Origin of the sequence: Mesorhizobium sp. B2-4-1, from assembly GCF_006442185.1 — a bacterium.
Taxonomy (GTDB): Bacteria; Pseudomonadota; Alphaproteobacteria; order Rhizobiales; family Rhizobiaceae; genus Mesorhizobium.
Window position 1 is genome coordinate 202,224 of the sequence record NZ_VFVN01000001.1, and the last position, 23,389, is coordinate 225,612.

The window sequence follows — 23,389 nt, forward strand, 5'->3', positions numbered from 1 at the left end:
AACCCGAGGAGACTTACATCATGCGTAAATTCGCCACCCTTTTGCTCGCCGGTACGATCGGCCTCTCAGCGCTCGGCACCATCGCCTATGCCGCCAATCCGATGGTCGGGGGCGCACCCATGTACGCCAAGAAGAACATCATCGAGAACGCCGTCAATTCGAAGGACCACACGACGCTGGTCGCTGCCGTCAAGGCAGCGGGCCTGGTCGACACGCTGCAGGGCGCCGGGCCCTTCACCGTCTTCGCTCCCACCAACGAGGCCTTTGCAGCACTTCCGGCCGGCACGGTCGAAACGCTGCTCAAGCCCGAGAACAAGGACAAGCTGACCAAGGTCCTGACCTGCCATGTGATCGCGGCGAAAGCGATGGCCGCCGACGTCGCCAAGATGGCCAAGGCCGATGGCGGCGCGCATGTAGTCAAGACCGCCGGCGGCTGCGAGCTGACGCTCAAGGCCGATAAGGGCAAGGTCACCGTCACGGACGAGAACGGCAATGTCGCCCATGTGACGATTGCCGACGTCAGGCAGTCCAATGGCGTCATCCACGTCATCGACAAGGTTCTTTTGCCGAAGATGTAACATACGGCTCGCTGCCGGCGAACAGGCAGCAAGGCTCTCCTGCCGGTGCGCGACTTCGTACACGCGTTGCGCCGGCAGGCGTCCGCTCCGCACTGTGGCTCCATCCAGGAGGCTGGTGCGGGTAACGTTCGGCCCTCAACGGCTTTTGATTTTCAGCCGAGCGTTGAATGTGGCAAACAGATAGCAGGAGGATTGGCCATGAACCGTCGCGACTTTCTCTTGAGCGGCGCCGCCGCCATCGGCGTGGTCGCCGGCACGGCATCTCTGCTGCGCATGGGCGGATCGCAGGATGCACGTGCGGCGGAGACCTTCGAAGTCACCAAGACCGATGCCGAATGGCGCGCGATCCTGTCTCCCGCGGCCTTCGACGTGCTGCGCAAGGAAGGCACCGAATATCCCGGCACCAGCCCATTGCTCAACGAGCACCGCAAGGGCGTCTTCGCCTGCGCCGGCTGCGACCTGCCGGTTTACTCCTCCGAGACGAAGTTCGATTCCGGCACCGGCTGGCCGAGTTTCTGGCAGGAGATCGCCAACGCCGTCGGCAAGACGCAGGACCGGTCGCTCGGCATGACTCGCACCGAAGTCCACTGCCGCCGCTGCGGCGGCCATCTGGGCCATGTCTTCGACGACGGCCCGCCGCCGACCGGGCTGCGTCACTGCATCAACGGCGTGGCGCTGAGCTTCAAGCCCGCCACAGCCTGAGACCATGCGGCCGCGATATGAAAAAACTCCGGGTTTGCGACCCGGAGTTTTTTAGCGGTCAGTCATTTCGGGCGTGGACTGGAGGAGCTTCCCGAAACGGCTGCCCGTGTTTCCTTGCTTTCAGCGCATTACCGAACGCAAACCGTTTCTCCCGGTGTCAGTGCCCGCCGCCGCCACCGCCGGCGGCCGCCGGTTTGCGGATCATCATGGTGAACAGGCCAAGCGTCGCGAACAGCACCGTCAGCATGTAGAACACGTCCATGAAGGACAGCAGCGCCGCCTGCTGCTGGACCATGCCCGACAATTTCGAGATCGCCGCGCTGGCCGCGTCCAGGCCGGCGGTCTGCTCGAAATTGAGCGTCATGTTCTGCAGCTTCTGCTGCGCGGCCGCACTTCCCCACTGCACGTGCTCGGAGAGCCTTGCATAGTGGAAGGCGTTGCGGTCGATCAGCACCGTGTTGATCAGAGCGAGGCCGACGGCACCGCCGAGATTGCGGGTCAGGTTGAACAGGCCCGACGCATTCTTCAGCCGCTCGGGCGGCAGCGTGCCGAGCGCGATGTTGTTGATCGGCACCATGCACAGCATCATCGAACAGCCGCGCAGGATCTGCGGGATGAGCAGCTCGTAAAAATCCCAGTCGGCGGTCAGATGCGTCATCCACCAGGTTCCGGTGGCGAAGCCGAAGAAGCCGATCATCATCATCAGGCGCGGGTCCATCTTGTTCGACAGGATGCCCGAGACCGGCGCGGTGAAGAACATCGCCAGGCCGCTGACGAACAGTGCCTCGCCGATCATCATGGAATCGTAGCCGCGGATGCGTCCGAGGAACACGGGGTAGAGATAGGTGAGACCGTAGAGGCCGATTCCGATGACGAAGGAGAACAGCGAGCCGAAGGCGAAGTTGATATTGCTGAACGCCTTGAGATCGACGATCGGCTCCTCGGCGGTGAACACCCGCCAGAAGAACAGCACCGCGCCGAAGGTCATGACGACGGCGCAGATGAACACCGCCTGATCTTGCAGCCAATCATTGTTCGGGCCTTCCTCGAGCACATATTCCATGCAGCCGAGGAACGCCGCCATGCCGGCAAGGCCCCACCAGTCGAACTTCGAGAACAGCTTCAGGTTGGGCTTGTCGAAGTCGATCAGCGACCAGGCCGCCGTCGTCACCAGAATGCCGGGCACGACATTGACGAGGAACAGCCAGTGCCAGGACATTGCGTGGCTGATATAGCCGCCGACGGTCGGACCGATGGTGGGCGCCAGGGTGGCCACCAGGCCGATCATCGGCGACACGACGGCACGGCGCGACGGCGGGAAGATGGTGAAGGCGGCCGCAAAGACGCTGGGGATCATGCCGCCGCCGATAAAACCCTGGATGGCGCGGTAAACGATCATCTGGTCGATGTTGGTGGCGGTCGCGGCGAGCGCGCTTGCAGCGGTAAAACCCGCCGCCGAAATTGTGAACAGAACACGCGTCGACAGCATCCGGCTGAGAAAGCCGGACAGGGGGATCATGACCACCTCGGCGATCAGATAGGCCGTCTGCACCCAAGGGATCTCGTCGGAACTGGCGCTCAGGCCAGCCTGGATCTCGGCCAGCGAGGCCGAGACGATCTGGATGTCCAGGATGGCCATGAACATGCCGAACACCATCGCCAGGAAGGCTATGACGCGCCGCGTCGAGATGGTGTCAGGCACAGCCGGCCTCGCCGGCGGCGCTCCTGCGGTCAGGGTTGCGGTGGCCATGGCGTTGCTCCCCGGAGCGCGCTCAGTTGATCGCGGCCGGCGCGGTGCGGCTGTCGACGGCGACAACGACGCTTAAGCCGGCGCGCAGTCTGCCGCTCTTCAGCGCATCGGCCGGCACGTCGATGCGGACCGGGACGCGCTGCACCACTTTGGTGAAATTGCCGGTGGCATTTTCCGGCGGCAGCAGCGAGAACACGGCACCCGAGGCCGGCGCCAGCGAGGAAACAGTGCCCTCGATGGGCTCGCCGTCGATGGCATCGACCGAAATCCTGACCTTTTCGCCGGGCACCAGCCGGGCAAGCTGGGTCTCCTTGAAGTTGGCGACGATGTAGAGCTTGTTCATCGGAACGATGACGGCGAGCTTCTGGCCGGGGCTCACGAGGTCGCCCTGCTCGACGGAACGGTTGCCGACGACGCCGTCATAGGGCGCCTTGAGCACCGTGAAGGAAAGGTCGCGCGCGGCCTTGTCGCGGCTGAGCTGCAAGGATGCCAGCGTGCTTGCCGATTCAGCACGCTGCGCCTCCAGCACGCCGATATTGGCCTGTGCTGCGGCGATCTGTGCGTCGGCGCCGACGAGAGCGGCGTTGGCCTGGTCGAGCGCCGTCTGGGCGTCGTCGAGTTGCGCCTGCGTACCGACATGGGTCTTGAGCAGTTGCGCGGCGCGCTGCTGGGCGCGCGCGGCATTGGCCGCCGCGGCCTGGTCGGCGGTCTTGGCGGCCTGCGCCTGCTGCAAGGAGGCCTGCGCCGCCTTGGTCTGCGCATCGATGCGATCGAGCGTCCTGGCCAGCGTGGCGATCTGCGCCTCGGCCTGGGCGACCGCTATTTTGTAATCACCGTCATCGACCGTCAGCAGGGGATCGCCGGCCTTGACCTGCTGGTTCTCGCTGACCTTGACCTGATCGACATAGCCGGAGATCTTGGGCGAAATGAAAGCCATGTCGGCCTGGACATAGGCGTCGTCGGTCGAAATCATGAAACGGCCGGTGGTCCAGTAATCGTAGCCGTACCAGGCGCCGGCGCCGAGCAGGGCGACGCCGATGATCGGCAGCAGGAAAGAGCGCACGGAACGCTTCTTCTTCGCCGGAGTTTCCGCCAGAGGCGGCGCGGCGACTGGGTGGACGGGAACTTCCGGTGCTTCCGTCGCCGGGGCGACCTTGGCGTTGGGGAAGGGACGGACTTCGGCGGTGGACGGCGCGTTCGAGGACATGACATCTCTCTAAGTTATAATACTGAACCGTTCGGTTCGATCCGGCCGTTGACATAGCGCCTAAAGAGGACCATATCAAGAGGCAATCGAACCGCTTGGTTCGAATTATTTTTGAGGTGCGACTTTAATGGCCGACACAACGCCCGACGTCGAAAACGACAATTGCGGCGACCTGCTGGACGGCTTGCGCCGCGGCCGCCCGGCAGCCGGACAGGATCCGGTCAAGCGCAGCCAGATCATCGATGGCGCCCGCCGGGTCTTTATCGACAAGGGCTTTGAGGCGGCCTCGATGAACGACATCACGCGGGAAGCCGGCGTTTCGAAAGGCACCATCTATGTCTACTTCGCCAACAAGGAAGAGCTCTTCGAGGCGCTGATCGAGGAAGAGCGCGGCACGATCTTCAAGAACATGTATGACGTGCTCGACCGTGCCGACGACCTGCGCGAGACGCTGGTGAAATTCGGCAAGGTCCTGTCCATGAAGATCACCTCGGCCAAGGTCATCCAGGCCCAGCGCACGGTGATCGGCGCCTCCGACAGGATACCCGACATGGGCGCGCGGTTTTACGAACGCGGCCCCAAACGCGGCCACGACAAGGTCGTGACCTTCCTCAAGGCCGCCATCGACCGTGGCCTGCTCAAGATCGACGATGTCGACCTTGCCGCCTATCAGTTCACAGAACTCTGCCTGGCCGGTCTTTTCCGGCAGTGCATCTTCGCCTATCGCGCCAAGGCTCCGAACCAGGACGAAATCGACCATATCGTCAGGTCGGGCGTCGACATGTTCCTGAAGGCCTATGGCACCGAAATGCTTGCCGCGGAGGAAAGCCACAAGATGATCGCCCTGGAGGCGAAGGCTTAACCCGGCTTTTTGTGCCGCTAGCCGCCATTGGCCGCGAGCACGATCGCGGCGCGCAGCTCCTCCAGGCCCTCGGCCTTTTCCGATGACGTCGCCAGCACGAAAGGAAACGCCGCCGGTCGCTTCTTGATCTTGGCAAGCGTCTCCTCAATCAGCCGCGGCACGCCGGCGGCCTTGATCTTGTCGGTCTTGGTCAGCACGACCTGGTACGAAACCGCCGCCTTGTCGAGCAGCGACAGCACCTCGTCGTCCTTGGCCTTGATGCCGTGGCGGGCGTCGATCAGCACATAAACCCGCTTCAGCGTGACACGGCCCTTGAGATAGTCGAAGACCAGCTTCGTCCAATCGTCGACCTTTTCCTTGGGCGCGGTGGCATAGCCGTAGCCCGGCATGTCGACCAATGCCATTGGCGGCAGGTCGGCGCCCTCCCCCGAAAATCCGTCCGGCACGAAATAATTGAGTTCCTGCGTGCGCCCTGGCGTGTTGGAGGTGCGCGCCAGGCCCTTCTGGTTGACCAGAGCGTTGATCAGCGACGACTTGCCGACGTTGGAGCGGCCGGCAAAGGCGATTTCCGGCGGCCCTTCCGGCGGCAGGAACTTCATGGCGGGCACACCGCGGATGAAGATCCACCCGCGGGTAAACAGGTCCGTGCCGATCGTGGTGCTGTATTGAGCGTTCAAGCTGCTGTCTCCAGAAGAGAAATATCGGCGCCCCTGATGGCATCGAGGTTGCGGCTGATCTTGTCCACCGGCCAATCCCACCAAGCCACCGCCAGCAGCCGCCGGATCGTCCTGTCGTCGAAACGCATCTTGACGACCTTGGCCGCGTTGCCGGCGACGATGGCATAGGGCCGCACGTCGTGCGTGACCACGGACTTCGCCGCAACGATGGCGCCATGTCCGATTTGCACCCCCGGCAGGATCACTGCCTCCATGCCGATCCAGACATCGTTGCCGACCACCGTGTCGCCGCGCACCTCCTTCGACCATGTGACGGGGTCGAAACCCTTTTCCCAGCCATGGCCGAGAATGTTGAACGGATAGGTCGAAAAACCGGACATGGCGTGGTTGGCGCCGTTCATGATGAAGCGGGCACCTTCGGCGATGGCGCAGAACTTACCGATGATCAGCCTGTCGCCGATGAAGGAATAGTGGTGCAGCACGCATTTCTCGGCGAATTTATCCGGCCCTTCCGGATCGTCATAATAGGTGAAGTCGCCGATCTCGATGTTGGGCGCGCTCACCAGCGCCTTGAGGAAGCCGACGCGCGTGTGCATCGGGATCGGGTGCTTGATGTCGGGATTGGGTCCGGTCATGGCGGTTCGTCCGGGAATTGGCTGGCGGACGCGTCCCGCGTCGGCGCACACCTCGTCAAAGTAGCGTAATCCGCCGTATAGCACCAATCGCCCCGGGAGCGAGTCTTCGATGGTGGACAAGCGCATTTGCCGGATCGGACGGTGCCGCGCGTTTGCAGTTTCGCCCATCGCGGGCGGACGTGGACCGATGCCGGCGCACAAGAAAAAACCCGGACGAGCCGGGGTTTTTTGAAATCGTGAGCCGGCGCCTCTATTCCGCTGGCGACGGTTTCTTGCGGAACAGCGCTAGCAGATTGTCCCACAGTTCGATCTTGGCGCCCTGGCGCTTCATGATCACGCCTTGCTGGAGGATCGACAGCGTGTTGTTCCAGGCCCAGTAGATGACCAGGCCTGCTGGAAAACCAGCCATCATGAAGGTGAAGATGACGGGCATCCAGGTGAAGATGGCGGCCTGCGTCGGATCCGGCGGCGTCGGGTTCATGCGCATCTGCAGGAACATGGTGACGCCCATGATCAGCGGCCAGACGCCGATCATCAGCATGTGCGGAAGCGTGATCGGAACAAGGCCGAACAGGTTGAAGATCGAGGTCGGATCGGGCGCGGCCAGATCCTGGATCCAGCCGAAGAACGGCGCATGGCGCATCTCGATGGTGATGTAGAGCACCTTGTAGAGCGAGAAGAAGACCGGGATCTGCAATGCCACCGGCCAGCAGCCGGCGAGCGGATTGATCTTCTCGGTCTTGTACAGCTCCATCATCGCCTGCTGCTGCTTCATCTTGTCGTCCGCGTATTTCTCGCGGATCTCGAGCATCTTGGGCTGCACCTTCTTCATGTTCGCCATCGACGCGTAGGACTTATTGGCGAGCGGGAAGAAGATGGCCTTGACGATGACGGTGGTGGCGAGGATCGCCAGGCCGAAATTGCCGAGGAATTTGTAGAGCGTGTCGATCAGCCAGAACATCGGCTTGGTGATGAAGTGGAACCAACCCCAGTCGATCAGCAGGTCGAACCGCTTGATGTGGCGGTCTTCGGCATAGGCATTGATCTTGGCGACTTCCTTGGCGCCGGCGAAGACCTCGGTCTCGACGGTTGCCGACTGGCCGGCCTCGACATTGATCGGGTCGGTGAGGAAGTCGGACTGGTAGCGGTGGCGGCCGTCCACGAAATAGCCGAAGCGCGGCTGGAACGGCTGCTTCTCGCTCGGGACCACCGTCACCGCCCAGTATTTGTCGGTAATGCCAAGCCAGCCGTCCGTCGACTTGCCCGGCTTGACTTCCTTGTCCTTCTCGATGGACGCGTATTTGTGTTCCTGCAGGCCTTCCGCACCGGTGAAGCCGATCAGGCCTTCATGCAGCACGTAGGTGCTGGCGACCGCCGGCTTGTCGTAGCGCGTTACGCGGCCGTAATTCGATAGCGTAACCGGGGCCGAACCCGAGTTGCGCACCTCGTCGGAAACGGTGAACATGTAGTCGCTGTCCACAGAGAAGGTGCGCTTGAAGGTCAGCCCCTTGTCACTGGTGTAAGTCAGCGTCACCGGCGTCGACGGGGTCAGCGTCGGATTGCCTTCGACGTTCCACACCGTATCCGCGCCCGGTACCGTGCCCGTCTTGTCGTTGCCGACGAAGCCGATCTCGGCGAAGTAGCCGCTGGGCAACTCCGAAGGGTTGAGCAGTTCGATCTTGGGCGAATCCTTGTCGACGGTTTCGGTGTAGTGCTTGAGCTTGAGGTCGTCGAGACGGGCGCCGGTCAGGTTGATCGAGCCTTCGAGGCTCGGCGTGTCGATCTTGACGCGCTTCGAAGCCGCCAGCGCCTGGTCGCGGCTGGCCGCGGTAACGGTGTCTCCGCCGGGCGCGTTGGGGATGGCACCGGGAGCGGTGCCGGCCGGTGCCGGCGTTGCCGCGCCCGGATTGGCTGTCTCCGCCGCCTTCTTCTGCTCTTCCACGCGCTGCTGCTCGACGCGCGCCGCCTCGCGCTGCTGTTCGACGCGCGGGTTCATGTAGAAGACCTGCCACAGGGTCAGGATCAGCACCGACAGCGCGATGGTGATGAAGAAGTTTCGGTTGTTTTCCATCGAGAGCCCTTGGCCTATCGTGTTCCGCGAAGTCGGCGGGAGAGTTCGACCTTCAACTGGCCGAACGGGGCGCGGAGCGCATCATCGCGCCCGACGATGACATAATCATTGCCGGGCATCATGTCATCGGCCGCATGGGTGCGCACGGCCTCTTTCAGCCGCCGCCTGACGCGGTTGCGCACGACCGCGTTGCCGACCTTCTTGGTGACGGTGTAGCCGACGCGCGGCGCGCCGCCGTCGCCGCGGTCGAGGACCTCGACGAGGAAAAACCGCCCGCGACGTTTTTCACCACGGCGGACGGCCAGGAATTCCGCGCGTTTCAGAAGCCGCTTGGGATTTTGTCCCACTGGCTTGCCGGTTGCGGGCAACGATCTTGTCTCGCTCAGGCGCTGAGCCGCTTGCGGCCGCGGTTGCGGCGAGCTGCGACGACGCCGCGACCACCCTTGGTGGCCATGCGGGCACGGAAACCGTGCCGGCGTTTGCGGACGAGTTTGGACGGTTGGTAGGTACGCTTCATTTGTTTTAATACCGCGGGGTGCGGCCCTTCTTGATTCTGTCACTCTGTAACAGGAGCTTTGCCGGGCCGGCTTTGGCGCGATCGAAACCGCGCCGGGACGAATGGCCCAAGCGTGAGCGGGCTTATAGAAAGAAGGGTTTTGGAAGTCAATCCGGTGCCGGGCCGGTGCCGGGCCGGTGTCGCCGGGCCCGGGATGCGCACTTTCGGCGGCAATTATATCTCTCCGACCAAGGGGGAAATTGGCAAAAAAGCCGCAATCGCCTAATCTGGGCTGATCAAGCGATTGTGAAGACAGGACCGCATGAGCGAAACCACGCACGCCGAGGAAGGGACAGGACCAGCGCCAGCCGCCGTCCGCAGCGTACCCTTGTCGCGCGGCCTGTCGACAAAACTGCTGCTGTTGACCATCGTTTTCGTGCTTTTGGCCGAGGTGCTCATCTTCCTGCCCTGGATCGCCAGCTACCGGCTGGCCTGGCTCAAGGAGCGGCTGAGTACCGCCGCTGCCGTATCGATCGTGCTGGTGCAGGGCGAACCGACCTCGCTGTCGCGCACGGCGCAGAACGACGTGCTTATGGCGATCGGCGCCAAGGCGATCGCGGTGCGCGACGGCGGCGTGTCGCGGCTGCTTGTGGTGGCCGATATGCCGCCGCAGGTCGACGAGCACATCGACCTCGCCAGCGTCGGCATGGTCAAGGGCATGACCGGCGCGCTCGACACGCTGTTTTTCGGCGGCGACCGGATGCTGCGCGTCTTCGGGCCGGTCGGCGACAGCGACAAGGAGTTCGAGCTGATCATGCCGGACTACAGCCTGCGCAAGGCGATGCTTATCTATTCGCGCAACGTCGCCTTCGTCTCGCTGCTGATCTCGCTGTTCACGGCCATGCTGGTCTATGCCGCGATCGACCTGATCATGATCGGACCGATCCGCAACATGACGCGCTCCATGCTGTCCTTCTCGCAGGCCCCCGACGACCCCAGCCGGATCATTCATCCCGCCGCTCGCGCCGATGAGATCGGGGTGGCCGAGCGCGAGCTGTCGCAGATGCAGGAGCGGCTGCAGAAGATGCTGACCGAGCAGAAGCACCTGGCCGACCTCGGCCTCGCCGTGTCGAAGATCAACCACGACATGCGCAACATCCTGGCCTCGGCGCAGCTCATTTCGGACCGCCTGCGCCAGGTCAAGGATCCGACCGTGCAGGCCTTCGCGCCGAAGCTCCTGCGTGCGCTCGACCGTGCGGTCTCCTACTCGGAAGGCGTGCTTCATTACGGCCGTACGCAGGAGCCGCCGCCTTCGCGCCGGCGCGTGCGGCTGCGCCAGCTGGTCGAGGACGTGCACGGCCTGCTCGACATCGAGGAAGGCATCGAGTTCATCAACGCGGTCGAAAAGGCGTTCGAGGTGGACGCCGATTCCGACCAGTTGTTCCGCGTGCTCACCAATCTGTGCCGCAACGCCGTGCAGGCGATGGCGGCGGACACGGAGAGCGCCGTGGTGCGCCGGCTGGCGGTTTCGGCCGAGCGCATGGGCAGCGTCAGCCGCATCGTCGTGACCGACACCGGTCCCGGCCTGCCGCCGAAGGCGCGCGAGAACCTGTTCGCGGCGTTCCGCGGCTCTGCGCGCAGCGGCGGCACCGGGCTTGGCCTGGCGATCGCGCATGAACTGATCCGCGCGCATGGCGGCACGGTGGAGCTGGTCGAATCGATCGGCGGGCGCACCACCTTCGCCGTCACCATTCCCGACCAGCCGGTGCGGCTCGACCAGGCCCGCAACGGGCTGCGCCGCCCGGCCTGACAGGCTTGGGCGCTGTTTCGCCCGCAAACCGGTCCGGCCCCCCTTCGCCCTGAATGCCGCTTCGAACAACCCGATTTCCGGCCGGATCCAGCGGATGACGCATCGACGACAAAACTTTTGCCGGATCGGCTTGCTTTTCGCGAATTCAGTCGCTAGGGAACTGCACACATTCGCGGCCGGTCCTCAAGGATCGGATCGCGGGGTCATGGAAAGCATGACCTGATGCGCGCCCGTAGCTCAGCTGGATAGAGCACCAGACTACGAATCTGGGGGTCAGGAGTTCGAATCTCTTCGGGCGCGCCATTTTATCCTATTGAAATCAATAGACTTCCAGGCGTTTCGAGCGCGACGCCACTGGCTCGATTTTCGGAATTCAGCCGGTTTTGGCAAGACGGCGGCAGCCGGTGCCAAAATCGCACTATGGGCTAAAGTGCCCTACTTGGAACGGCACAGTCTCTGCCAAGCATTCGAATTTGCTGAGTCTCCTGGCGGTGCACCGTGACAGACTCACATTCCGGGGCCGCGCAGGCGTACTCGGGATTTGAAATCATTGTAATTCTTCTTTCCGATCTTTCAGTGCGCGCCACCCGCCTCGACATGGCCCGGGTTGCGCAACAGCAGCGTGGCGAAGAACGCGACGACAAGGGCTGCTCCGAGCAGATAGAACGCGTCGCTGAAAGCCATGATGAAAGCCTGCTTGCGCACCATCTGTCCGATGGCGATGACGGCCTTGTGCATCGCGGCTGCGCGATCGCCGGCGCCATGCGCCAGGAAGTACCGGGTCAGATGCTCGATGCGCGCGCGAGTGCTCTCTTCGAACAGCGACACCGACCGCACCAGCACGTTGGAGTGGAACTGCTCGCGCTTGGTCAGAAAAGTCTGCAGCATGGCGATGCCGACGGCGCCGCCGAGATTGCGGATCATGTTGAACAGTGCGGAGGCGGAGCCGGCGTTCTCCTGCTCGATGCCGGCCGTAGCGACCGCAGCCAGGGGTACCATGACCAGGGCCTGACCGACGGCACGGACGACATTCGGCCAAAAGAACTGCTCCGACGCGTAGGTCGCCGTCATTTCGATGTTCATGAAATTGCTCGCCGCGAACAGCGCAAAGCCGAAGGCGACGATAATGCGCATGTCGAAACGCTTCATCAACTGCGGCACCAGCGGGATCAGCACCAGTTGCGGCAGGCCTGTCCAGGCCAGCACCATGCCGATCTGCTGGGCGTTGTAGCCCTGGATGCGCGCGAGATAGACGGGCAGGATGAACACCGCCCCGTAGAGCGCAATTCCGAGCAGGAAGCTGGCCAGGATGGAGAAACCGAAATTCCAGCGGGCGAACAGTCTGAGGTTAAGCAAGGGCCTTTCGCTTCTCAACTCGATCCACAGGAAAAGCGAGAGGCTGACGAGGGCGATCAAGGACAGCCGCACGATGAACGGCGAGCCGAACCAATCGTCCTTGTTGCCCTCCTCGAGCACGGTCTGCAAGGTGCCGAGCCCGATCGCCATGGTGATGATCCCGGCCCAGTCGCCCTGGCGCAGCAGCGAAAGCTGCATCGGCGCCCTTTCGAGGGACATCCACAGCATGCCGACCATCAGCGCGCCGGGGACCAAGTTGACATAGAAGATGAACTGCCAGCCCCAGTTCTCGGTGAGATAGCCACCGATTGTCGGTCCGATGGCCGGTGCGAAGGTCGCCGACAGCGCGAACAGGGCGAATCCGATCGGCTGCTTCGCCTTGGGCAGGAGGGTTATGGTGATGGTGAAGGCGACCGGGATCAGCACGCCGCCGCAAAAGCCCTGCAAAGCACGCAGAACAATCATCTGCTGAAGGTTTTGCGCGAAGGCGCAGGCAACCGAGAAGGCGAGAAACAGGATTGCATTGGCCAGAAGATAAAGGCGGATGGAAAAGACCCGCGACAGCCAGCCGGTGAGAGGAATGACGACGATCTCGGCCACCAGGTAGGCGGTCGATATCCAGCCGCCGTCATCGATGCCGGCGCCGATGGCGCCCTGAATGTCGGCGAGGGATGCGTTGACGATCTGGATGTTGAGGACCGCCATGAAGGCGCCGAGCGTCGAGCCAATGACGGCGATCCAGGTCTTGAGCGAGGCGGAAGAGGCATCGGTGGGCGCCAAGCTCGATGCTTTGGCTGCCGCCGGCGCAGGCGTGGGGTTGGTGGTGAAGATCGCGGGCACGGCTGAATTCCTTGTTTGACGAAGCGCGCGTGAGACACTGGCGTGGCGGCCACCATGCGAGGTCCCGGAGAACCTCGCGCAGCCGCTACGAGTTACCAGCCGGCGATGATCCGGCGGCCGCTGTCCGGTTCACCCCGTTCGGCCAGGATGGTTGCCTTCGTGTCGATCGTCGGTTCCGCCGACATGCCGGCGCGCAGCTTGCCGGCGAGCCTGCCGTCGTTGATCGCGATCTTCACCGGGATGCGCTGCACGATCTTGGTGAAATTGCCGGTGGCGTTATCCGGGGGCAGCAGCGCGAACTCGAGACCGCTGGCCGGCGACACACTGTCGACGCGGCCCTTGAGTGCCACGCCGGGAAAGCCGTCGACGGCGATCTCGACCGGCTGTCCGCTCTGCACATGAGTGAGCTGTGTTTCCTTGAAATTGGCCACGACATAGACCGCATTCAGCGGCACCACCGCCATGAGCAGCGTGCCGGCCTGCACATACTGGCCGACGCGAAGCGAACGGGCCCCGACGGTGCCGTCGACGGGCGCTGTGATCGTGGTGTAGGAGAGATTGAGTTTCGCCTGACGCAGGGCGGCCTGGCTGCTGTCGCGCTCGGCCTCCGCCTTGCCGCGCTCAGTCGTGAGCACGTCGATCGCTTTGCGGGCAGCAACCAGTGCGGCGCGATCCCGCCGCAGTTGGGCTTCGTTTTCGCCAAGGGAGGCCGCGGCTTGCTGGGCGCGTTGGCTGGTGCCGTAGCCGCTTTTCAGCAGGGTTTTATAGCGGTCACCCTCCTGCTGCGCGAATTTGAGCTTCGCCTCGGTTGCGGCGACGTTGGCCTTTTGCTGTTCGACCACCGAATGCTGCAGGCCGATCTGGGCGTCGAGGTTATGCAGCGTCGCTTCGGCTGCTTCGACATTGGCTTGCGCTTGGTCGAGCGCGGTCCTGAAGTCGCGGTCGTCGATGCGGGCCAGAACCTGGCCCGCCTTGACGGGAGTGTTGTCATCGACCAGCACCTCGGCGATGTGGCCCGAGATCTTCGGCGCGACAGTCGTATAGTCGGCCTTGACATAGGCATCGTCGGTCGATTGCAGATACTGCCCGACCGTCCAATAGTCATAGCCGTAGAGCGCAGCCGCGGTCAGGCCGACCACCAGACCCAACCCGACAACGGTGCGCTTGATCATCGTCTTGCGGGCCCGCAGCGCGGGCTTCACCTCAACCGGGTATTCCAAGGTGGCGGGTTTGACGCTTACGGTCATCGTAATCTCCTCTCACGGTCGGGCCGAGTGGCCGATTGGTGCAAGGACGATGCAACGGCAATCTTGATGTGATAATCGAGGAAAGAACAGAAGGATCATCCATTAAGAGCGGATAATCGAAATGGACAGGCTCACGAGCTTGACGGTGTTTGGCCGCGTTGTGGAATGCGGCGGCTTTTCCGCGGCAGCCCGACGCCTCAACATGTCGACGACCATGGTCAGCAACCACGTCCAGGCGCTGGAGGACAGGCTCGGCGTCCGGCTTCTCAACCGCACCACCCGCAAGGTGAGCCTGACCGAGATCGGCCAGGCTTACTATCAGCGTTCCTCGCAGATCCTCGCCGATCTGGAGGAGGCGGACCGCGTCGCGGGAGCACTTCAGGCGACGCCGCAAGGCACGCTTCGCCTTCATTCCAGCATGAGCGTCATCCGTTTTCTGGCGCCGATCGTTTCCGAATTCGTCAACCTTTATCCGGCTGTTTCGGTCGATCTCACCGTCGGCGAAAGAATGGTCGACATGGTGGAGGAGGGCTTCGACCTTGACGTGCGTTCGCTGCCGCTTCCCGATTCAAGCCTGATCGTCCGGCGGCTGACCTCATGGCGCAACATCGTCTGCGGTTCGCCCGGCTATTTCGAACGCCATGGAACACCGCGTCGGCCCGATGACCTCGCACGCCACAATTGCATGCGCCATGCGTCATATCCTTTCGGTAACGAGTGGCGTTTCGAGGACCCCGACGGCGGGCCCGTTTCCGTCCGCGTCGATGGCAACTTATTGACCAACAGCCAGGAGACGCTCAGACGCCTTGCTCTCGACGGCCGCGGTCTGTTCATACCGCCGCCCTTTCTCGTGGCCGACGACCTGAGCGCGGGGCGCCTTGTCCGGGTGCTGGAGGAATATTCAGGAGTCGAGTTCGCGATCAACGCGTTCTATCCGCATCGTCACCATGTCTCGGCCAAGGTCAGGACTTTCATCGATCTGTTGGCCGAGCGCTTTGCCGAACACCGCAGGTGGATGGAATTGAAGTACTGAACAGCAGTCACGGCGTCCGCCGCCGGAAAGTCGGGCTGATACGCCGTCTATGGCCGGCCCACATGCCGGCAAGGGCCGCAACGATTGCCAGCGCCGACATGGCAAAATCCTCGATCCGGACGGGTCAGCGCTGAGGCAGCACGCCCGCTCATGATCCTATTATCCGCTCTTGGCGGATGATCCTTCCCAATCTCCGATGATTATCATGAGCGGGCCCAAGATGCATCTTCTTGGCGAACAGGCAAGGACCTGTTCTTGAACCAAGTCCGGAACTCAACCTTAGGAGACTTCCATGAAAAAGATCGCTCTTGCCGCCGCCGCGCTCCTGGCCATCACTGGCGCCGCACTCGCCGAGAACCCGAAGGTCGGCGGTTCCGACATCAGCGCGATTGCCCGGGAACAGCTCGACAGCACCCACACGTCCTCGATCGCGCATAGTGCAGCCTACGAACTGCTCAATGCGGGCTCCAATGCGGCCATCGCGCAGGATCAGGCGGTCGAGCATCGCCGGGACCTTTTCGGCAACCGTTAGACACCGGCTCCGGCCGCCGAACCCCAAAGCAGCGAGCTCATTCGCCGCCTTCCCCTCGGGGTTCGACCGGTCGCGAAAAAAAGGAGAAATGCGATGGACGCAGTCGTCAACGGCGCCGCCTTGGAGCGGGCCGAAACAAGGAGTGCACCGCAGCGGCGTGGAGTCGAGGCTCTACAGATTCTGATGGCGCGCGTCGCGGCGATCTTGGTCTGGGTCGAAGCCGGTATGGAAAGGCGCCAGAGCCGCCGCATGCTGATGGAACTCACGGACTCGCAATTGCAAGACATCGGTCTTTCTCGCGCCGACGTTGCCGGCCGAGACTGGAAAAACGATCCTTTCCGCCCTGTTCCAGCCGATGGCCGCTAAATAACCATGACAGGTATCAAGCACCCAGCGGGAGCCTTACCTTCATCAACAGGAGAAAGAACATGCAGTTCATGGTCTTGACACGTCGGCGGACGGAAAGCTTCAACGACGCGGACTACACGCCCGAGAGACTGGAAGCCGAAGCCGAAGGCGTTCGCCGACTCTTCATGGCGAGCACCGTGCGACAAATCTGGAATCGCGGCGACATGGGCGGCGCCTGTCTTCTCATGGAGGCGGAAGCGGAGGAAGAGGTTCGCTCGGTGCTGGATGCCCTTCCGCTGTTCAAAAGCGGCATGCAGGAAACGGTTTCCATTGTTCCGTTACGGCCATATAGAGGCTTTGGGCCGCGGCAATAGAAGATGTCACAAGGCATGCATGGCATATGGGACCTCGGCCAAGCGATCCCTGGCTCCGCAGAGCTTCATTCCCCGCGCGTGCCTGGGAAAAGAACCGTCAGTCTTTGCTCGGCCGCCGCCCAAGCCCGCAGGTGGTAGCTGCGCAGCACGAACACGCTTGCAGCGAAGGCGAGCATCCCGGCTGCCACACCGAGAGCCATTCCGGCGCCGGCTGCCGCTGTGGCGGCTATGCCCGTAAAGACACCTGCGATGGCGCTGCTGATCACGCTCACCATTCCGGCCGTGGTCATGAAATACTGCAACGGCGATGGGCTGAGCCCCTTGTCCACGAGCACCGCCGAGCGATCGTCATGCGTGGAATGAACGAGGTAGCTTTGCATGGCGGGCGCGACTTCGACGTAGTAGTGCCGGATCCGCGCCATTCCACGGGCGTGCACCATGTCCTCGATGGCGACCTGCACGGCGCGGACGAAGGTGACCAGGCCGATGAAGAAAACGCAGGGCAGCAAGATCAGGCTGAACAGCACGAACGGCGTGCCCATTTTCGTGACCTGCGCCACGAATGACAGAGCGATCGCCGCGCTTGAGACCGATGTGAGGAACAGATTGGCGCGCTGATTCGCCTCCTGAATGGTGGCCGCGCGGGCGGTCTGCAGCACGAAGTGCTCGGTTGTCATGCACTGCAGGACTACCTGCGCGTCGTTGCCTTCTTCGGCCATCCCATCGTCCTCCGGTCGGCTCGACCACAACGCCGCCGAAATCGCTCAGGATCGGCAAGCCACTTTCAGTCGCGCATATCCCATGCGGGCCCGGCGGCCTTCCGTAGCCGCCCATGGGATCACGCCGGCCCGAGGGGTTGGTCATTCCACGCGCTCGAACACATCCAGGCTGGTCCCGAAGGCGCGCCATGCCCCAACTCTGACTATCCTGGCAGGCGCCCCTTCCGCCGATGCGGTAAGGGTCTGCCCTGCAACGGTATGCCAAAGCATCTCGAGCTTACTTTCCCTCAGAATACCGGTGTAGCTCACGGCCGCAGGCCCGGCCTTGCCCTGTCCCGCAGCCGTGAAGCCGATTACGTCGCCGCAAGCAGCGCCATGGATCGAAAGTTCCTGACCAAAGAAACTGCTGTCTTCCAACGCCGTCCTGAACATGCCGCGGATGACGCCTTCCGCATCGTCCTCGATGATGACGGTCGAGCCGTATTGGTTTCGCCAAGTCCCGATCCAATCTGGCATGGTGCACTCCACGAGCGGTTCGGGATCAACGTGCAGGGCCCGCCCGTGTTCCGAGGCTGCCTGCGTCGCTGGGCGTCGAGGCCAACTCTCGGCAACGGTCACCGGGCCATGTGCGGCTCTGATGCCGCAACAGCGCCAATTCCGGCTCCCGCGTCAGCTGACGTCGATGACGACCATCAGCCCGCCGCCGCCCTTTTGCTCAACATTGTTGTTCGTCGTGTGGTGCGGAATGTGGCAGTGGATGAGCCATTTGCCGGGTCGCCGCGCCGTCCAGACGACATCATAGCGCTGGCCCGGACCGACATTGATGGTGTCGGCGAGGAAGCGGGCCGAAGGGGGAATGGTCTCGCCGTCGCGCGCGACGACCTCGAATGGTCCGCCATGAATGTGCATCGGATGGATGAAGCCGTTGTTGGTGCCGATGAAGCGAACCTTCAGGGTCTCGCCGACCTTCATGCGGATCGTCTCGGTGGAGGGATAGGCCTTGCCGTTGATGGTGAAGAAGTTCGGCATGCCGCCGTCCATCGGCATCGAGGGATAGGTCAGCCCCTCTCGCACCAGCCATTCCTGCAACTCGATGACGTAGTCATGGTCGGCGGCGACCTCATCGGCGGGGTTGGCGGGATCGATGATCAGGGCGCCATAGAGGCCGAGTGCCTGGGTGCGGTCGGGCTTGGCGTGCGGATGGTAGAAATAGGTGCCGTGCTGGGTGGCCGTGAATTCGTAAGAATAGGTCTGCCCCGGCTCGATCGGGGCCTGCGTGATCTCGGCCGGCCCGTCCATCTGGTTGGGCAGGATCAGGCCATGCCAGTGCACGGTCGTTTCCTCAGGCAGATCGTTTGTCACGTTGACCCTGATGCGGTCACCCTGCCGGATGTGGATGCGCGGGCCGGGAATCTGGCCGTTATAGGCATAGGCATCGACCGCGACGTCCGGCAGGATCTGCCAGCGGATCACCGAGGGCTTCAGCTCGAACACCTTCACGCCGTTCTCCATTCGGAACGGCAGATCCTGGTCGCCCTTGGTGGCGAGGTCGTATGAAGCGGTGACGAGGCGCGGATCGGCCGCCGCCATGTCGCGCATGGCGTCGGCCGGGGTGTCGCGGTCCATGATCATGCCCTGCGGCATGATCACCCCGCCGACGTCGCGGGCCGAAAGCCTGAGGTTCAGCCAGTTCGCCGGAGCGGCCATGCCAACACCAAGCACAATCAGCGACACCACGCCGAGCGCGGCGATCTGCGGCGTGGTCGCGTCCGACCGCGTCTGATGGCCGCCCTTGCTTTTGTGGGAACCCGTGTCGTGGCCATGCTCGCGATGACCATGGCCACCGGCCTGCCGCATTTGCGTCTGCGCATGCTGCCTCCTGGCAGCGGGCTCCTGGTTGTCTTTCCCGGCCTCCGGCGGGCGCTCGGTCATCAGGCCGTGCTTCAACTCGCGCGCAACCAGCCAGACATTGGCGGGGTAGGCAAGCGCGAAACCGGCGATGACGCCGAGCGACATCACGCCCCAGAACAGCAGCTCGGTCGGCTCCATGGCGCGCATGTCGCGGCCCATCATCAGGAAGCTCATGACCGGCGCCATGCCGGCCATCATGAAGTTCATCGAAATGAACTCGGGCAGGAAGCTCTTGCGCACGTTTTCCCAATAGCTGCCGCCCATCATCGATTTCATGAACAGCGACTGGAAGATGAAAAGGCCGAACGCGAAGCCGGCGAGATATTCGACGATGAGATCGAGCCACATCGGCAGGCCGAGCGTGGCGGTGACGACCGCGGCAAGGATGATGCCCGTCGCATCGCCGGCGACACAGTGGATGGTCGAGCCGACGCCCTGCTTCCAGAGCGGACTGGTGAAGGCTTCATGCTCGCCCGGGCGCGGCTCCTTGTCGGCGAGCACGTAAAGCAGCAGCCCGAGCGGGCCCATATAGAGCGTCACCAGGATGAAGCCCCATTTCATCACCACCGGCTCAGGATTGTTGCGGTACTGGTCAACGCCGACATAGAGCGTCGAGGCCAGGGCGAGCACGAACCAGGCGACCAGAAAATAGTCGATCGGTTGGATAAGCATGGATTCGGCCTCTTTGCGTCGTCAGATAAAACGGCAGGTTGTGCCCTCCTGCGGATGAACGCGGTCGTGGCGGATACGATCCCGTCTGTTCCTCTCATACGCCGACGGCTCGATCCCGCTTGACCTTCCAGCTACTGGAACCTCTAGGGTCGGAGCGAGGTCTTCCGGCGAGGCCTTTCCATCGGGCGCAAGGAGCAAAAAATGCATCGACGCGGTTTTCTGGCGGCAGGCCTGGCGACGGTTCTGGCGAGCCCGCGCGCACTGGCGCAGACGAAGATGGACGACATGTCGATGCCCGGCATGGATATGGGCGGCCATGCCGGCCACGACATGGCCGCGATGAGGCAAGACGCTGTTACCCTGCCCGACGGCCAGGCGTTGCGCGACCTGCCGCTGCTTGCCAACGAAACTGATCGGCCAGGCCTGTCCAAGGCGAGGCTGGCGGCGGAGCCGGCCGTCGCGAGGTTCGCCGAGAGGCTCGACACGCCGATCCTCGCCTATAACTGTGTGAGCCCGGGCCCGCTGATCGAAGCCTTCGAGGGCGACCGCGTGGAGATCACCTTCGCCAACCGCTGCCATTCCAGGTTCCGGCAAAGGGTGAAATGAGAATGGCTGCGACCGCGCCGGCGCGCCCTTTTTTGCAAGACAATCAACCAGCAGGCCGCCAATTGACGAACAGTGTCGCACCGTTGTCTGTTAGCAGGCGACGCCTCCTGGCGCTCACGGGGGAACCTTTCCCGCGCGTGGGGGTTTGGCCGGACGACGCCCGCTGACGGACAAGGTCACGCCGGAGATTCAGGATCATTTCATCCAGCGAAAGAGCCGGATCAGGAAAGCTGTTCGACGGGCGCACGCATCGGATCGCTTCGGCGCTGGAGCAGCTTGGGATCGACTCGAAGCTGAACGAGACAGACGGCGCCGCCGTCGTTCATGAACTGCCGGTCGAGTTCATGGCCAACGTGGCTGGACTGCGTGCAAACGTTAAAGGGACCTACTCGAATGCGGTGCCTCGTCACAGCTATGGCGCTGACCTTTGCCGCGCTCTGCGCCCCCGCACCCGCGCAAGAACAGCAGCACGCAACCTCTGTTGAAACGCAGCAAACCGGCCTGCCACCCGGCTTTGAGGCGCAATTCCAGCACCGCTATATCGACGCGAACGGTACCCGGCTCCACTATGTCATCGGCGGCGGCGCCACCGGCCCGCTCGTGGTACTGCTGCACGGTTGGCCGCAGACCTGGTATACATGGCGGAATGTGATGCCGTCGCTGGCGAAGGCCGGCTACCGCGTCGTCGCCGTCGACTATCGCGGTGCGGGAGAATCCGACAAGCCACTCGCCGGGTATGACAAAGCGACTATGGCCGCCGATATTCGCGCCCTTGTCCACGGGCTCGGCGCGACCAAGGTCGATCTGGTCGGGCGCGACATCGGCGTGATGGTCGCCTATGCCTACGCCGCGCAGTGGCCGGACGAGGTCGCGAGTTTGGTGATGCTCGACGTGCCGATTCCGGCCACCGCCGCATGGAACGAGGCGAAGCACAAGCCCGATCCGGAGCTTTGGCATTTCGGGCTGTTCCAGCAGCGCGACATCGCCGAAATGTTGGTCGCGGGCCACGAATACCCGTTCATCCGGGATTTCTATCTGAAGCGCGCCTACAGGCACGTCGCCGACGAGGACATAGCGGTCTATGCCAGGGCCTACGCCGCTCCAGGAGGGCTTCGTGCCGGCTTCGAGCTCTATCGCGCCTTTCCCGAAGACGAGCGCCGTTTCGCCGAATTTGAGAAACGCAGACTGCCGATGCCTATCCTGGCGCTTGCCGGCGACAAGAGCAACGGCATGACGGAACTCGCCATGGCGAAGGACCTCGGCATCAACGTGCGCGGCGGTGTCGCACCGGACACCGGGCACTGGCTGCCCGACGAAAACCCGGAGTTCCTCACCAAGGAGCTGGTCGCCTTCTTCAGTCAAATCTATCGCGGAGCGAAATAGTGCGGTGATCATCCGCTTTGGACATTCATCGCCCTGATCGTTCCTGAGACAGTCACTCGTTGCGGCCTCCGCCGCCAGCCATTAATAAACTGAGGCTGACACACGAGCACGAGAAGCAGCCGTGAGCGAACCGACACAGCGAATGGTCGAGACCAACGGCATCCGCCTCAACGTCGCGGAGCAGGGCGATGGCCCTTTGGTGCTCTTGTGCCACGGCTTTCCCGAATCCTGGTATTCGTGGCGCCATCAATTGAGTGCGCTCGCGGCGGCGGGCTTTCACGCCGTCGCCCCCGACATGCGGGGCTATGGCAGGAGCGATCGGCCGGAGGCGGTCGAACAGTATACGCTCTTCCATCTGGTCGGCGACATGGTGGGCCTTCTCGACGCCCTCGAAGCGCCGACCGCCATCATCGCCGGCCACGACTGGGGCGCCGTCGTCGCCTGGCACGCGGCGCTGATGCGCCCGGACCGATTCCAAGCCGTCATCGGCCTCAGCGTGCCGTTCCGGCCGCGGGCCAAGGTGCGCCCAACCAGCGTGATGCCCCGAACGACGGACTCGCAATTCTACCAGCTCTATTTCCAGCAACCCGGCATTGCAGAAGCCGAGCTGGAGCGGGACCCCCGGACCACGGTGCGGGCCATGCTTTACGCCGCATCGGGGGATGCCTCGGGCACGAGCGCGGGTGGAATCGGCATGGTTCCACATGATGGAGGTTTCCTGCAAGCCGTCGAGGCACCGCCGGGCCTACCGCCCTGGCTCAGCCAAGGCGACCTCGATTTCTACGCCGGCGAGTTCCAGCGCACCGGTTTTGCCGGAGGTCTCAACTGGTACCGCAACATCGACCGGAACTGGGAGCTGATGGCGCCCTTTGCGGGCGCGCGGATCAAGGTCCCCGCCCTCTATATAGCAGGCGACCGCGATCTGGTTGTCGCCTTCCCCGGAATGGATCAGCTGCTGGCCAATCTCGGAAATTTCGTCCCGCAACTCCGCGACAAGTTGATGCTGCCCGGCTGCGGGCACTGGACCCAGCAGGAACGCCCGGACGAGGTCAACGCCGCGATGATCCATTTCCTCCGGAGCGTGCGGGAACAGCGCTGATCCGAGGACACGACCGGAGCGGAAATCATGGAGATGAGCGTAAAGAGATTTTTTGAACGCTATCAGCGGTTTTTCAAGGAGTCGCTTGGCGGCGGCATGGATATGGATGAGGCCGCGTCGCTCTACACGTCGGAGTTCATAGCCGCCTCGCCTGCCGGCGTCGTGACCGGAAAGAACGACGATCAACTCAAGCAAGTCATGGCTCAGGGCTATGCCCACTACCGGGCAATCGGAACGAAAGAGATGCGGATACGCGACATCGGCATCTCGCCGATCGACGAGCATCATTGCGTTGCCCATGTTGCGTGGACCGCGACCTATGCCCGCAAGGGTCAAGCGGACGTCGAGATAGATTTCGACGTTCACTACCTTGTCCGGAAACTCGACGGCGAGCCGAAGATATTCGGATGGGTGTCGGGCGATGAGCAGGCGCTGCTGAAGAAGCACGGCATCATCTGAGGTCCGCCGCTCCCATTCCCGG

24 protein-coding genes and 1 tRNA gene are annotated in these 23,389 nt (G+C 63.1%); 13 read left to right on the forward strand and 12 right to left on the reverse strand.

Going from position 1 to position 23,389, the window contains the following annotated elements; all coding sequences use genetic code 11:
• Window positions 1-20: 20 nt before the first annotated feature.
• Both FJ949_RS01060 and msrB read left to right on the forward strand, forming a co-directional pair.
• Window positions 21-578: a fasciclin domain-containing protein gene (locus tag FJ949_RS01060; RefSeq protein WP_140491483.1), complete on the forward strand. Its 558-nt coding sequence runs from the start codon at window positions 21-23 to the stop codon at window positions 576-578.
• A 198-nt stretch (window positions 579-776) separates the two neighbouring features.
• Entirely contained in the window at window positions 777-1,280 is a 504-nt protein-coding gene (msrB, locus tag FJ949_RS01065; RefSeq protein WP_140491485.1) for a peptide-methionine (R)-S-oxide reductase MsrB, read from the forward strand.
• 157 nt (window positions 1,281-1,437) lie between these two features.
• On the opposite strand, the gene FJ949_RS01070 is transcribed toward msrB, so the two are convergent.
• Together FJ949_RS01070 and FJ949_RS01075 are read right to left on the reverse strand one after the other, a co-directional pair.
• Window positions 1,438-3,030, reverse strand: a complete 1,593-nt coding sequence (locus FJ949_RS01070; protein WP_140491487.1) for a DHA2 family efflux MFS transporter permease subunit — start codon at window positions 3,028-3,030, stop codon at window positions 1,438-1,440.
• A gap of 22 nt (window positions 3,031-3,052) precedes the next feature.
• Window positions 3,053-4,237, reverse strand: coding sequence for an HlyD family secretion protein (locus tag FJ949_RS01075; protein WP_140491489.1), 1,185 nt, complete (start codon window positions 4,235-4,237; stop codon window positions 3,053-3,055).
• A gap of 127 nt (window positions 4,238-4,364) precedes the next feature.
• Here FJ949_RS01075 and FJ949_RS01080 point away from each other — a divergent pair, with 127 nt between their 5' ends.
• Window positions 4,365-5,099, forward strand: coding sequence for a TetR/AcrR family transcriptional regulator (locus FJ949_RS01080; protein WP_140491491.1), 735 nt, complete (start codon window positions 4,365-4,367; stop codon window positions 5,097-5,099).
• A gap of 17 nt (window positions 5,100-5,116) precedes the next feature.
• Here the strand turns inward: FJ949_RS01080 and yihA are convergent, their stop codons facing one another.
• The 5 genes from yihA to rpmH all read right to left on the reverse strand — a co-directional run bounded on the left by yihA (window position 5,117) and on the right by rpmH (window position 8,999).
• Window positions 5,117-5,776, reverse strand: coding sequence for a ribosome biogenesis GTP-binding protein YihA/YsxC (gene yihA, locus FJ949_RS01085; RefSeq protein ID WP_140491494.1), 660 nt, complete (start codon window positions 5,774-5,776; stop codon window positions 5,117-5,119).
• Window positions 5,773-6,411, reverse strand: a complete 639-nt coding sequence (locus FJ949_RS01090; protein ID WP_140491496.1) for a CatB-related O-acetyltransferase — start codon at window positions 6,409-6,411, stop codon at window positions 5,773-5,775. The genes yihA and FJ949_RS01090 overlap by 4 nt, the downstream gene beginning before the upstream one ends.
• 250 nt (window positions 6,412-6,661) lie before the next feature.
• On the reverse strand, window positions 6,662-8,482 hold the full coding sequence (yidC, locus tag FJ949_RS01095; protein WP_140491498.1) for a membrane protein insertase YidC: 1,821 nt from the start codon (window positions 8,480-8,482) through the stop codon (window positions 6,662-6,664).
• Between the two features lie 14 nt (window positions 8,483-8,496).
• Window positions 8,497-8,850 (reverse strand): ribonuclease P protein component, encoded by a 354-nt coding sequence (rnpA, locus tag FJ949_RS01100; protein WP_140491500.1) that lies wholly within the window; start codon window positions 8,848-8,850, stop codon window positions 8,497-8,499.
• 14 nt (window positions 8,851-8,864) lie between these two features.
• Complete coding sequence (rpmH, locus tag FJ949_RS01105; RefSeq protein WP_008833937.1) at window positions 8,865-8,999, reverse strand: 50S ribosomal protein L34; 135 nt, start codon at window positions 8,997-8,999, stop codon at window positions 8,865-8,867.
• A gap of 301 nt (window positions 9,000-9,300) precedes the next feature.
• On the opposite strand from rpmH, the gene FJ949_RS01115 reads away from it, so the two are divergent.
• Together FJ949_RS01115 and FJ949_RS01120 are read left to right on the forward strand one after the other, a co-directional pair.
• Window positions 9,301-10,788, forward strand: coding sequence for a HAMP domain-containing sensor histidine kinase (locus FJ949_RS01115; protein ID WP_140491502.1), 1,488 nt, complete (start codon window positions 9,301-9,303; stop codon window positions 10,786-10,788).
• A 226-nt stretch (window positions 10,789-11,014) separates the two neighbouring features.
• Window positions 11,015-11,091, forward strand: a tRNA-Arg gene (locus FJ949_RS01120).
• Between the two features lie 270 nt (window positions 11,092-11,361).
• Here the strand turns inward: FJ949_RS01120 and FJ949_RS01125 are convergent.
• Together FJ949_RS01125 and FJ949_RS01130 are read right to left on the reverse strand one after the other, a co-directional pair.
• Window positions 11,362-12,984 carry an MDR family MFS transporter gene (locus FJ949_RS01125; protein WP_140491504.1) on the reverse strand — a complete coding sequence of 541 codons (1,623 nt, stop codon included), beginning with the start codon at window positions 12,982-12,984 and terminating at the stop codon, window positions 11,362-11,364.
• 92 nt (window positions 12,985-13,076) lie between these two features.
• Window positions 13,077-14,231 carry an HlyD family secretion protein gene (locus tag FJ949_RS01130; protein ID WP_140491506.1) on the reverse strand — a complete coding sequence of 385 codons (1,155 nt, stop codon included), beginning with the start codon at window positions 14,229-14,231 and terminating at the stop codon, window positions 13,077-13,079.
• A gap of 121 nt (window positions 14,232-14,352) precedes the next feature.
• Between FJ949_RS01130 and FJ949_RS01135 the strand changes: the two genes are divergently transcribed.
• The 4 genes from FJ949_RS01135 (at window position 14,353) to FJ949_RS01155 (ending at window position 16,518) form a co-directional block, all read left to right on the forward strand.
• Window positions 14,353-15,264: a LysR family transcriptional regulator gene (locus FJ949_RS01135; RefSeq protein ID WP_140491508.1), complete on the forward strand. Its 912-nt coding sequence runs from the start codon at window positions 14,353-14,355 to the stop codon at window positions 15,262-15,264.
• A gap of 292 nt (window positions 15,265-15,556) precedes the next feature.
• The gene (locus FJ949_RS01145; protein WP_140491510.1) at window positions 15,557-15,796 is read left to right on the forward strand and encodes a hypothetical protein; all 240 of its coding nucleotides are present in this window, start codon (window positions 15,557-15,559) and stop codon (window positions 15,794-15,796) included.
• A gap of 93 nt (window positions 15,797-15,889) precedes the next feature.
• Window positions 15,890-16,162 (forward strand): DUF1127 domain-containing protein, encoded by a 273-nt coding sequence (locus FJ949_RS01150; RefSeq protein WP_224646212.1) that lies wholly within the window; start codon window positions 15,890-15,892, stop codon window positions 16,160-16,162.
• Window positions 16,163-16,224: 62 nt separating this feature from the next.
• Entirely contained in the window at window positions 16,225-16,518 is a 294-nt protein-coding gene (locus FJ949_RS01155) for a muconolactone Delta-isomerase family protein (protein ID WP_140491512.1), read from the forward strand.
• 65 nt (window positions 16,519-16,583) lie between these two features.
• On the opposite strand, the gene FJ949_RS01160 is transcribed toward FJ949_RS01155, so the two are convergent.
• The 3 genes from FJ949_RS01160 to FJ949_RS01170 all read right to left on the reverse strand — a co-directional run bounded on the left by FJ949_RS01160 (window position 16,584) and on the right by FJ949_RS01170 (window position 19,820).
• Window positions 16,584-17,237 carry a hypothetical protein gene (locus FJ949_RS01160; RefSeq protein ID WP_140491514.1) on the reverse strand — a complete coding sequence of 218 codons (654 nt, stop codon included), beginning with the start codon at window positions 17,235-17,237 and terminating at the stop codon, window positions 16,584-16,586.
• A gap of 141 nt (window positions 17,238-17,378) precedes the next feature.
• Window positions 17,379-17,753 carry an avidin/streptavidin family protein gene (locus tag FJ949_RS01165; RefSeq protein WP_140491516.1) on the reverse strand — a complete coding sequence of 125 codons (375 nt, stop codon included), beginning with the start codon at window positions 17,751-17,753 and terminating at the stop codon, window positions 17,379-17,381.
• Between the two features lie 153 nt (window positions 17,754-17,906).
• Window positions 17,907-19,820 carry a DUF4396 domain-containing protein gene (locus FJ949_RS01170; RefSeq protein ID WP_140491518.1) on the reverse strand — a complete coding sequence of 638 codons (1,914 nt, stop codon included), beginning with the start codon at window positions 19,818-19,820 and terminating at the stop codon, window positions 17,907-17,909.
• Window positions 19,821-20,021: 201 nt separating this feature from the next.
• Between FJ949_RS01170 and FJ949_RS01175 the strand changes: the two genes are divergently transcribed.
• From FJ949_RS01175 to FJ949_RS01190, 4 genes are all read left to right on the forward strand, one after another.
• Complete coding sequence (locus FJ949_RS01175) at window positions 20,022-20,426, forward strand: hypothetical protein (RefSeq protein ID WP_224646210.1); 405 nt, start codon at window positions 20,022-20,024, stop codon at window positions 20,424-20,426.
• A 393-nt stretch (window positions 20,427-20,819) separates the two neighbouring features.
• On the forward strand, window positions 20,820-21,809 hold the full coding sequence (locus tag FJ949_RS01180; RefSeq protein WP_210239740.1) for an alpha/beta hydrolase: 990 nt from the start codon (window positions 20,820-20,822) through the stop codon (window positions 21,807-21,809).
• A 142-nt stretch (window positions 21,810-21,951) separates the two neighbouring features.
• On the forward strand, window positions 21,952-22,908 hold the full coding sequence (locus tag FJ949_RS01185; RefSeq protein WP_263496401.1) for an alpha/beta hydrolase: 957 nt from the start codon (window positions 21,952-21,954) through the stop codon (window positions 22,906-22,908).
• Between the two features lie 27 nt (window positions 22,909-22,935).
• Entirely contained in the window at window positions 22,936-23,367 is a 432-nt protein-coding gene (locus FJ949_RS01190) for a nuclear transport factor 2 family protein (RefSeq protein WP_140491522.1), read from the forward strand.
• Window positions 23,368-23,389 lie beyond the last annotated feature (22 nt).

What these genes read in the sequence shown, in the direction of transcription:
- FJ949_RS01060 (WP_140491483.1), top strand. Translation starts at nt 21, where the DNA reads ATGCGTAAATTCGCCACCCTTTTGCTCGCCGGTACGATCGGCCTCTCA.
- msrB (WP_140491485.1), top strand. Translation starts at nt 777, where the DNA reads ATGAACCGTCGCGACTTTCTCTTGAGCGGCGCCGCCGCCATCGGCGTG.
- FJ949_RS01070 (WP_140491487.1), bottom strand. Translation starts at nt 3,030, where the DNA reads ATGGCCACCGCAACCCTGACCGCAGGAGCGCCGCCGGCGAGGCCGGCT.
- FJ949_RS01075 (WP_140491489.1), bottom strand. Translation starts at nt 4,237, where the DNA reads ATGTCCTCGAACGCGCCGTCCACCGCCGAAGTCCGTCCCTTCCCCAAC.
- FJ949_RS01080 (WP_140491491.1), top strand. Translation starts at nt 4,365, where the DNA reads ATGGCCGACACAACGCCCGACGTCGAAAACGACAATTGCGGCGACCTG.
- FJ949_RS01090 (WP_140491496.1), bottom strand. Translation starts at nt 6,411, where the DNA reads ATGACCGGACCCAATCCCGACATCAAGCACCCGATCCCGATGCACACG.
- yidC (WP_140491498.1), bottom strand. Translation starts at nt 8,482, where the DNA reads ATGGAAAACAACCGAAACTTCTTCATCACCATCGCGCTGTCGGTGCTG.
- rpmH (WP_008833937.1), bottom strand. Translation starts at nt 8,999, where the DNA reads ATGAAGCGTACCTACCAACCGTCCAAACTCGTCCGCAAACGCCGGCAC.
- FJ949_RS01115 (WP_140491502.1), top strand. Translation starts at nt 9,301, where the DNA reads ATGAGCGAAACCACGCACGCCGAGGAAGGGACAGGACCAGCGCCAGCC.
- FJ949_RS01130 (WP_140491506.1), bottom strand. Translation starts at nt 14,231, where the DNA reads ATGACCGTAAGCGTCAAACCCGCCACCTTGGAATACCCGGTTGAGGTG.
- FJ949_RS01135 (WP_140491508.1), top strand. Translation starts at nt 14,353, where the DNA reads ATGGACAGGCTCACGAGCTTGACGGTGTTTGGCCGCGTTGTGGAATGC.
- FJ949_RS01145 (WP_140491510.1), top strand. Translation starts at nt 15,557, where the DNA reads ATGAAAAAGATCGCTCTTGCCGCCGCCGCGCTCCTGGCCATCACTGGC.
- FJ949_RS01150 (WP_224646212.1), top strand. Translation starts at nt 15,890, where the DNA reads ATGGACGCAGTCGTCAACGGCGCCGCCTTGGAGCGGGCCGAAACAAGG.
- FJ949_RS01155 (WP_140491512.1), top strand. Translation starts at nt 16,225, where the DNA reads ATGCAGTTCATGGTCTTGACACGTCGGCGGACGGAAAGCTTCAACGAC.
- FJ949_RS01160 (WP_140491514.1), bottom strand. Translation starts at nt 17,237, where the DNA reads ATGGCCGAAGAAGGCAACGACGCGCAGGTAGTCCTGCAGTGCATGACA.
- FJ949_RS01165 (WP_140491516.1), bottom strand. Translation starts at nt 17,753, where the DNA reads ATGCCAGATTGGATCGGGACTTGGCGAAACCAATACGGCTCGACCGTC.
- FJ949_RS01170 (WP_140491518.1), bottom strand. Translation starts at nt 19,820, where the DNA reads ATGCTTATCCAACCGATCGACTATTTTCTGGTCGCCTGGTTCGTGCTC.
- FJ949_RS01175 (WP_224646210.1), top strand. Translation starts at nt 20,022, where the DNA reads ATGCATCGACGCGGTTTTCTGGCGGCAGGCCTGGCGACGGTTCTGGCG.
- FJ949_RS01180 (WP_210239740.1), top strand. Translation starts at nt 20,820, where the DNA reads ATGCGGTGCCTCGTCACAGCTATGGCGCTGACCTTTGCCGCGCTCTGC.
- FJ949_RS01185 (WP_263496401.1), top strand. Translation starts at nt 21,952, where the DNA reads ATGGTCGAGACCAACGGCATCCGCCTCAACGTCGCGGAGCAGGGCGAT.
- FJ949_RS01190 (WP_140491522.1), top strand. Translation starts at nt 22,936, where the DNA reads ATGGAGATGAGCGTAAAGAGATTTTTTGAACGCTATCAGCGGTTTTTC.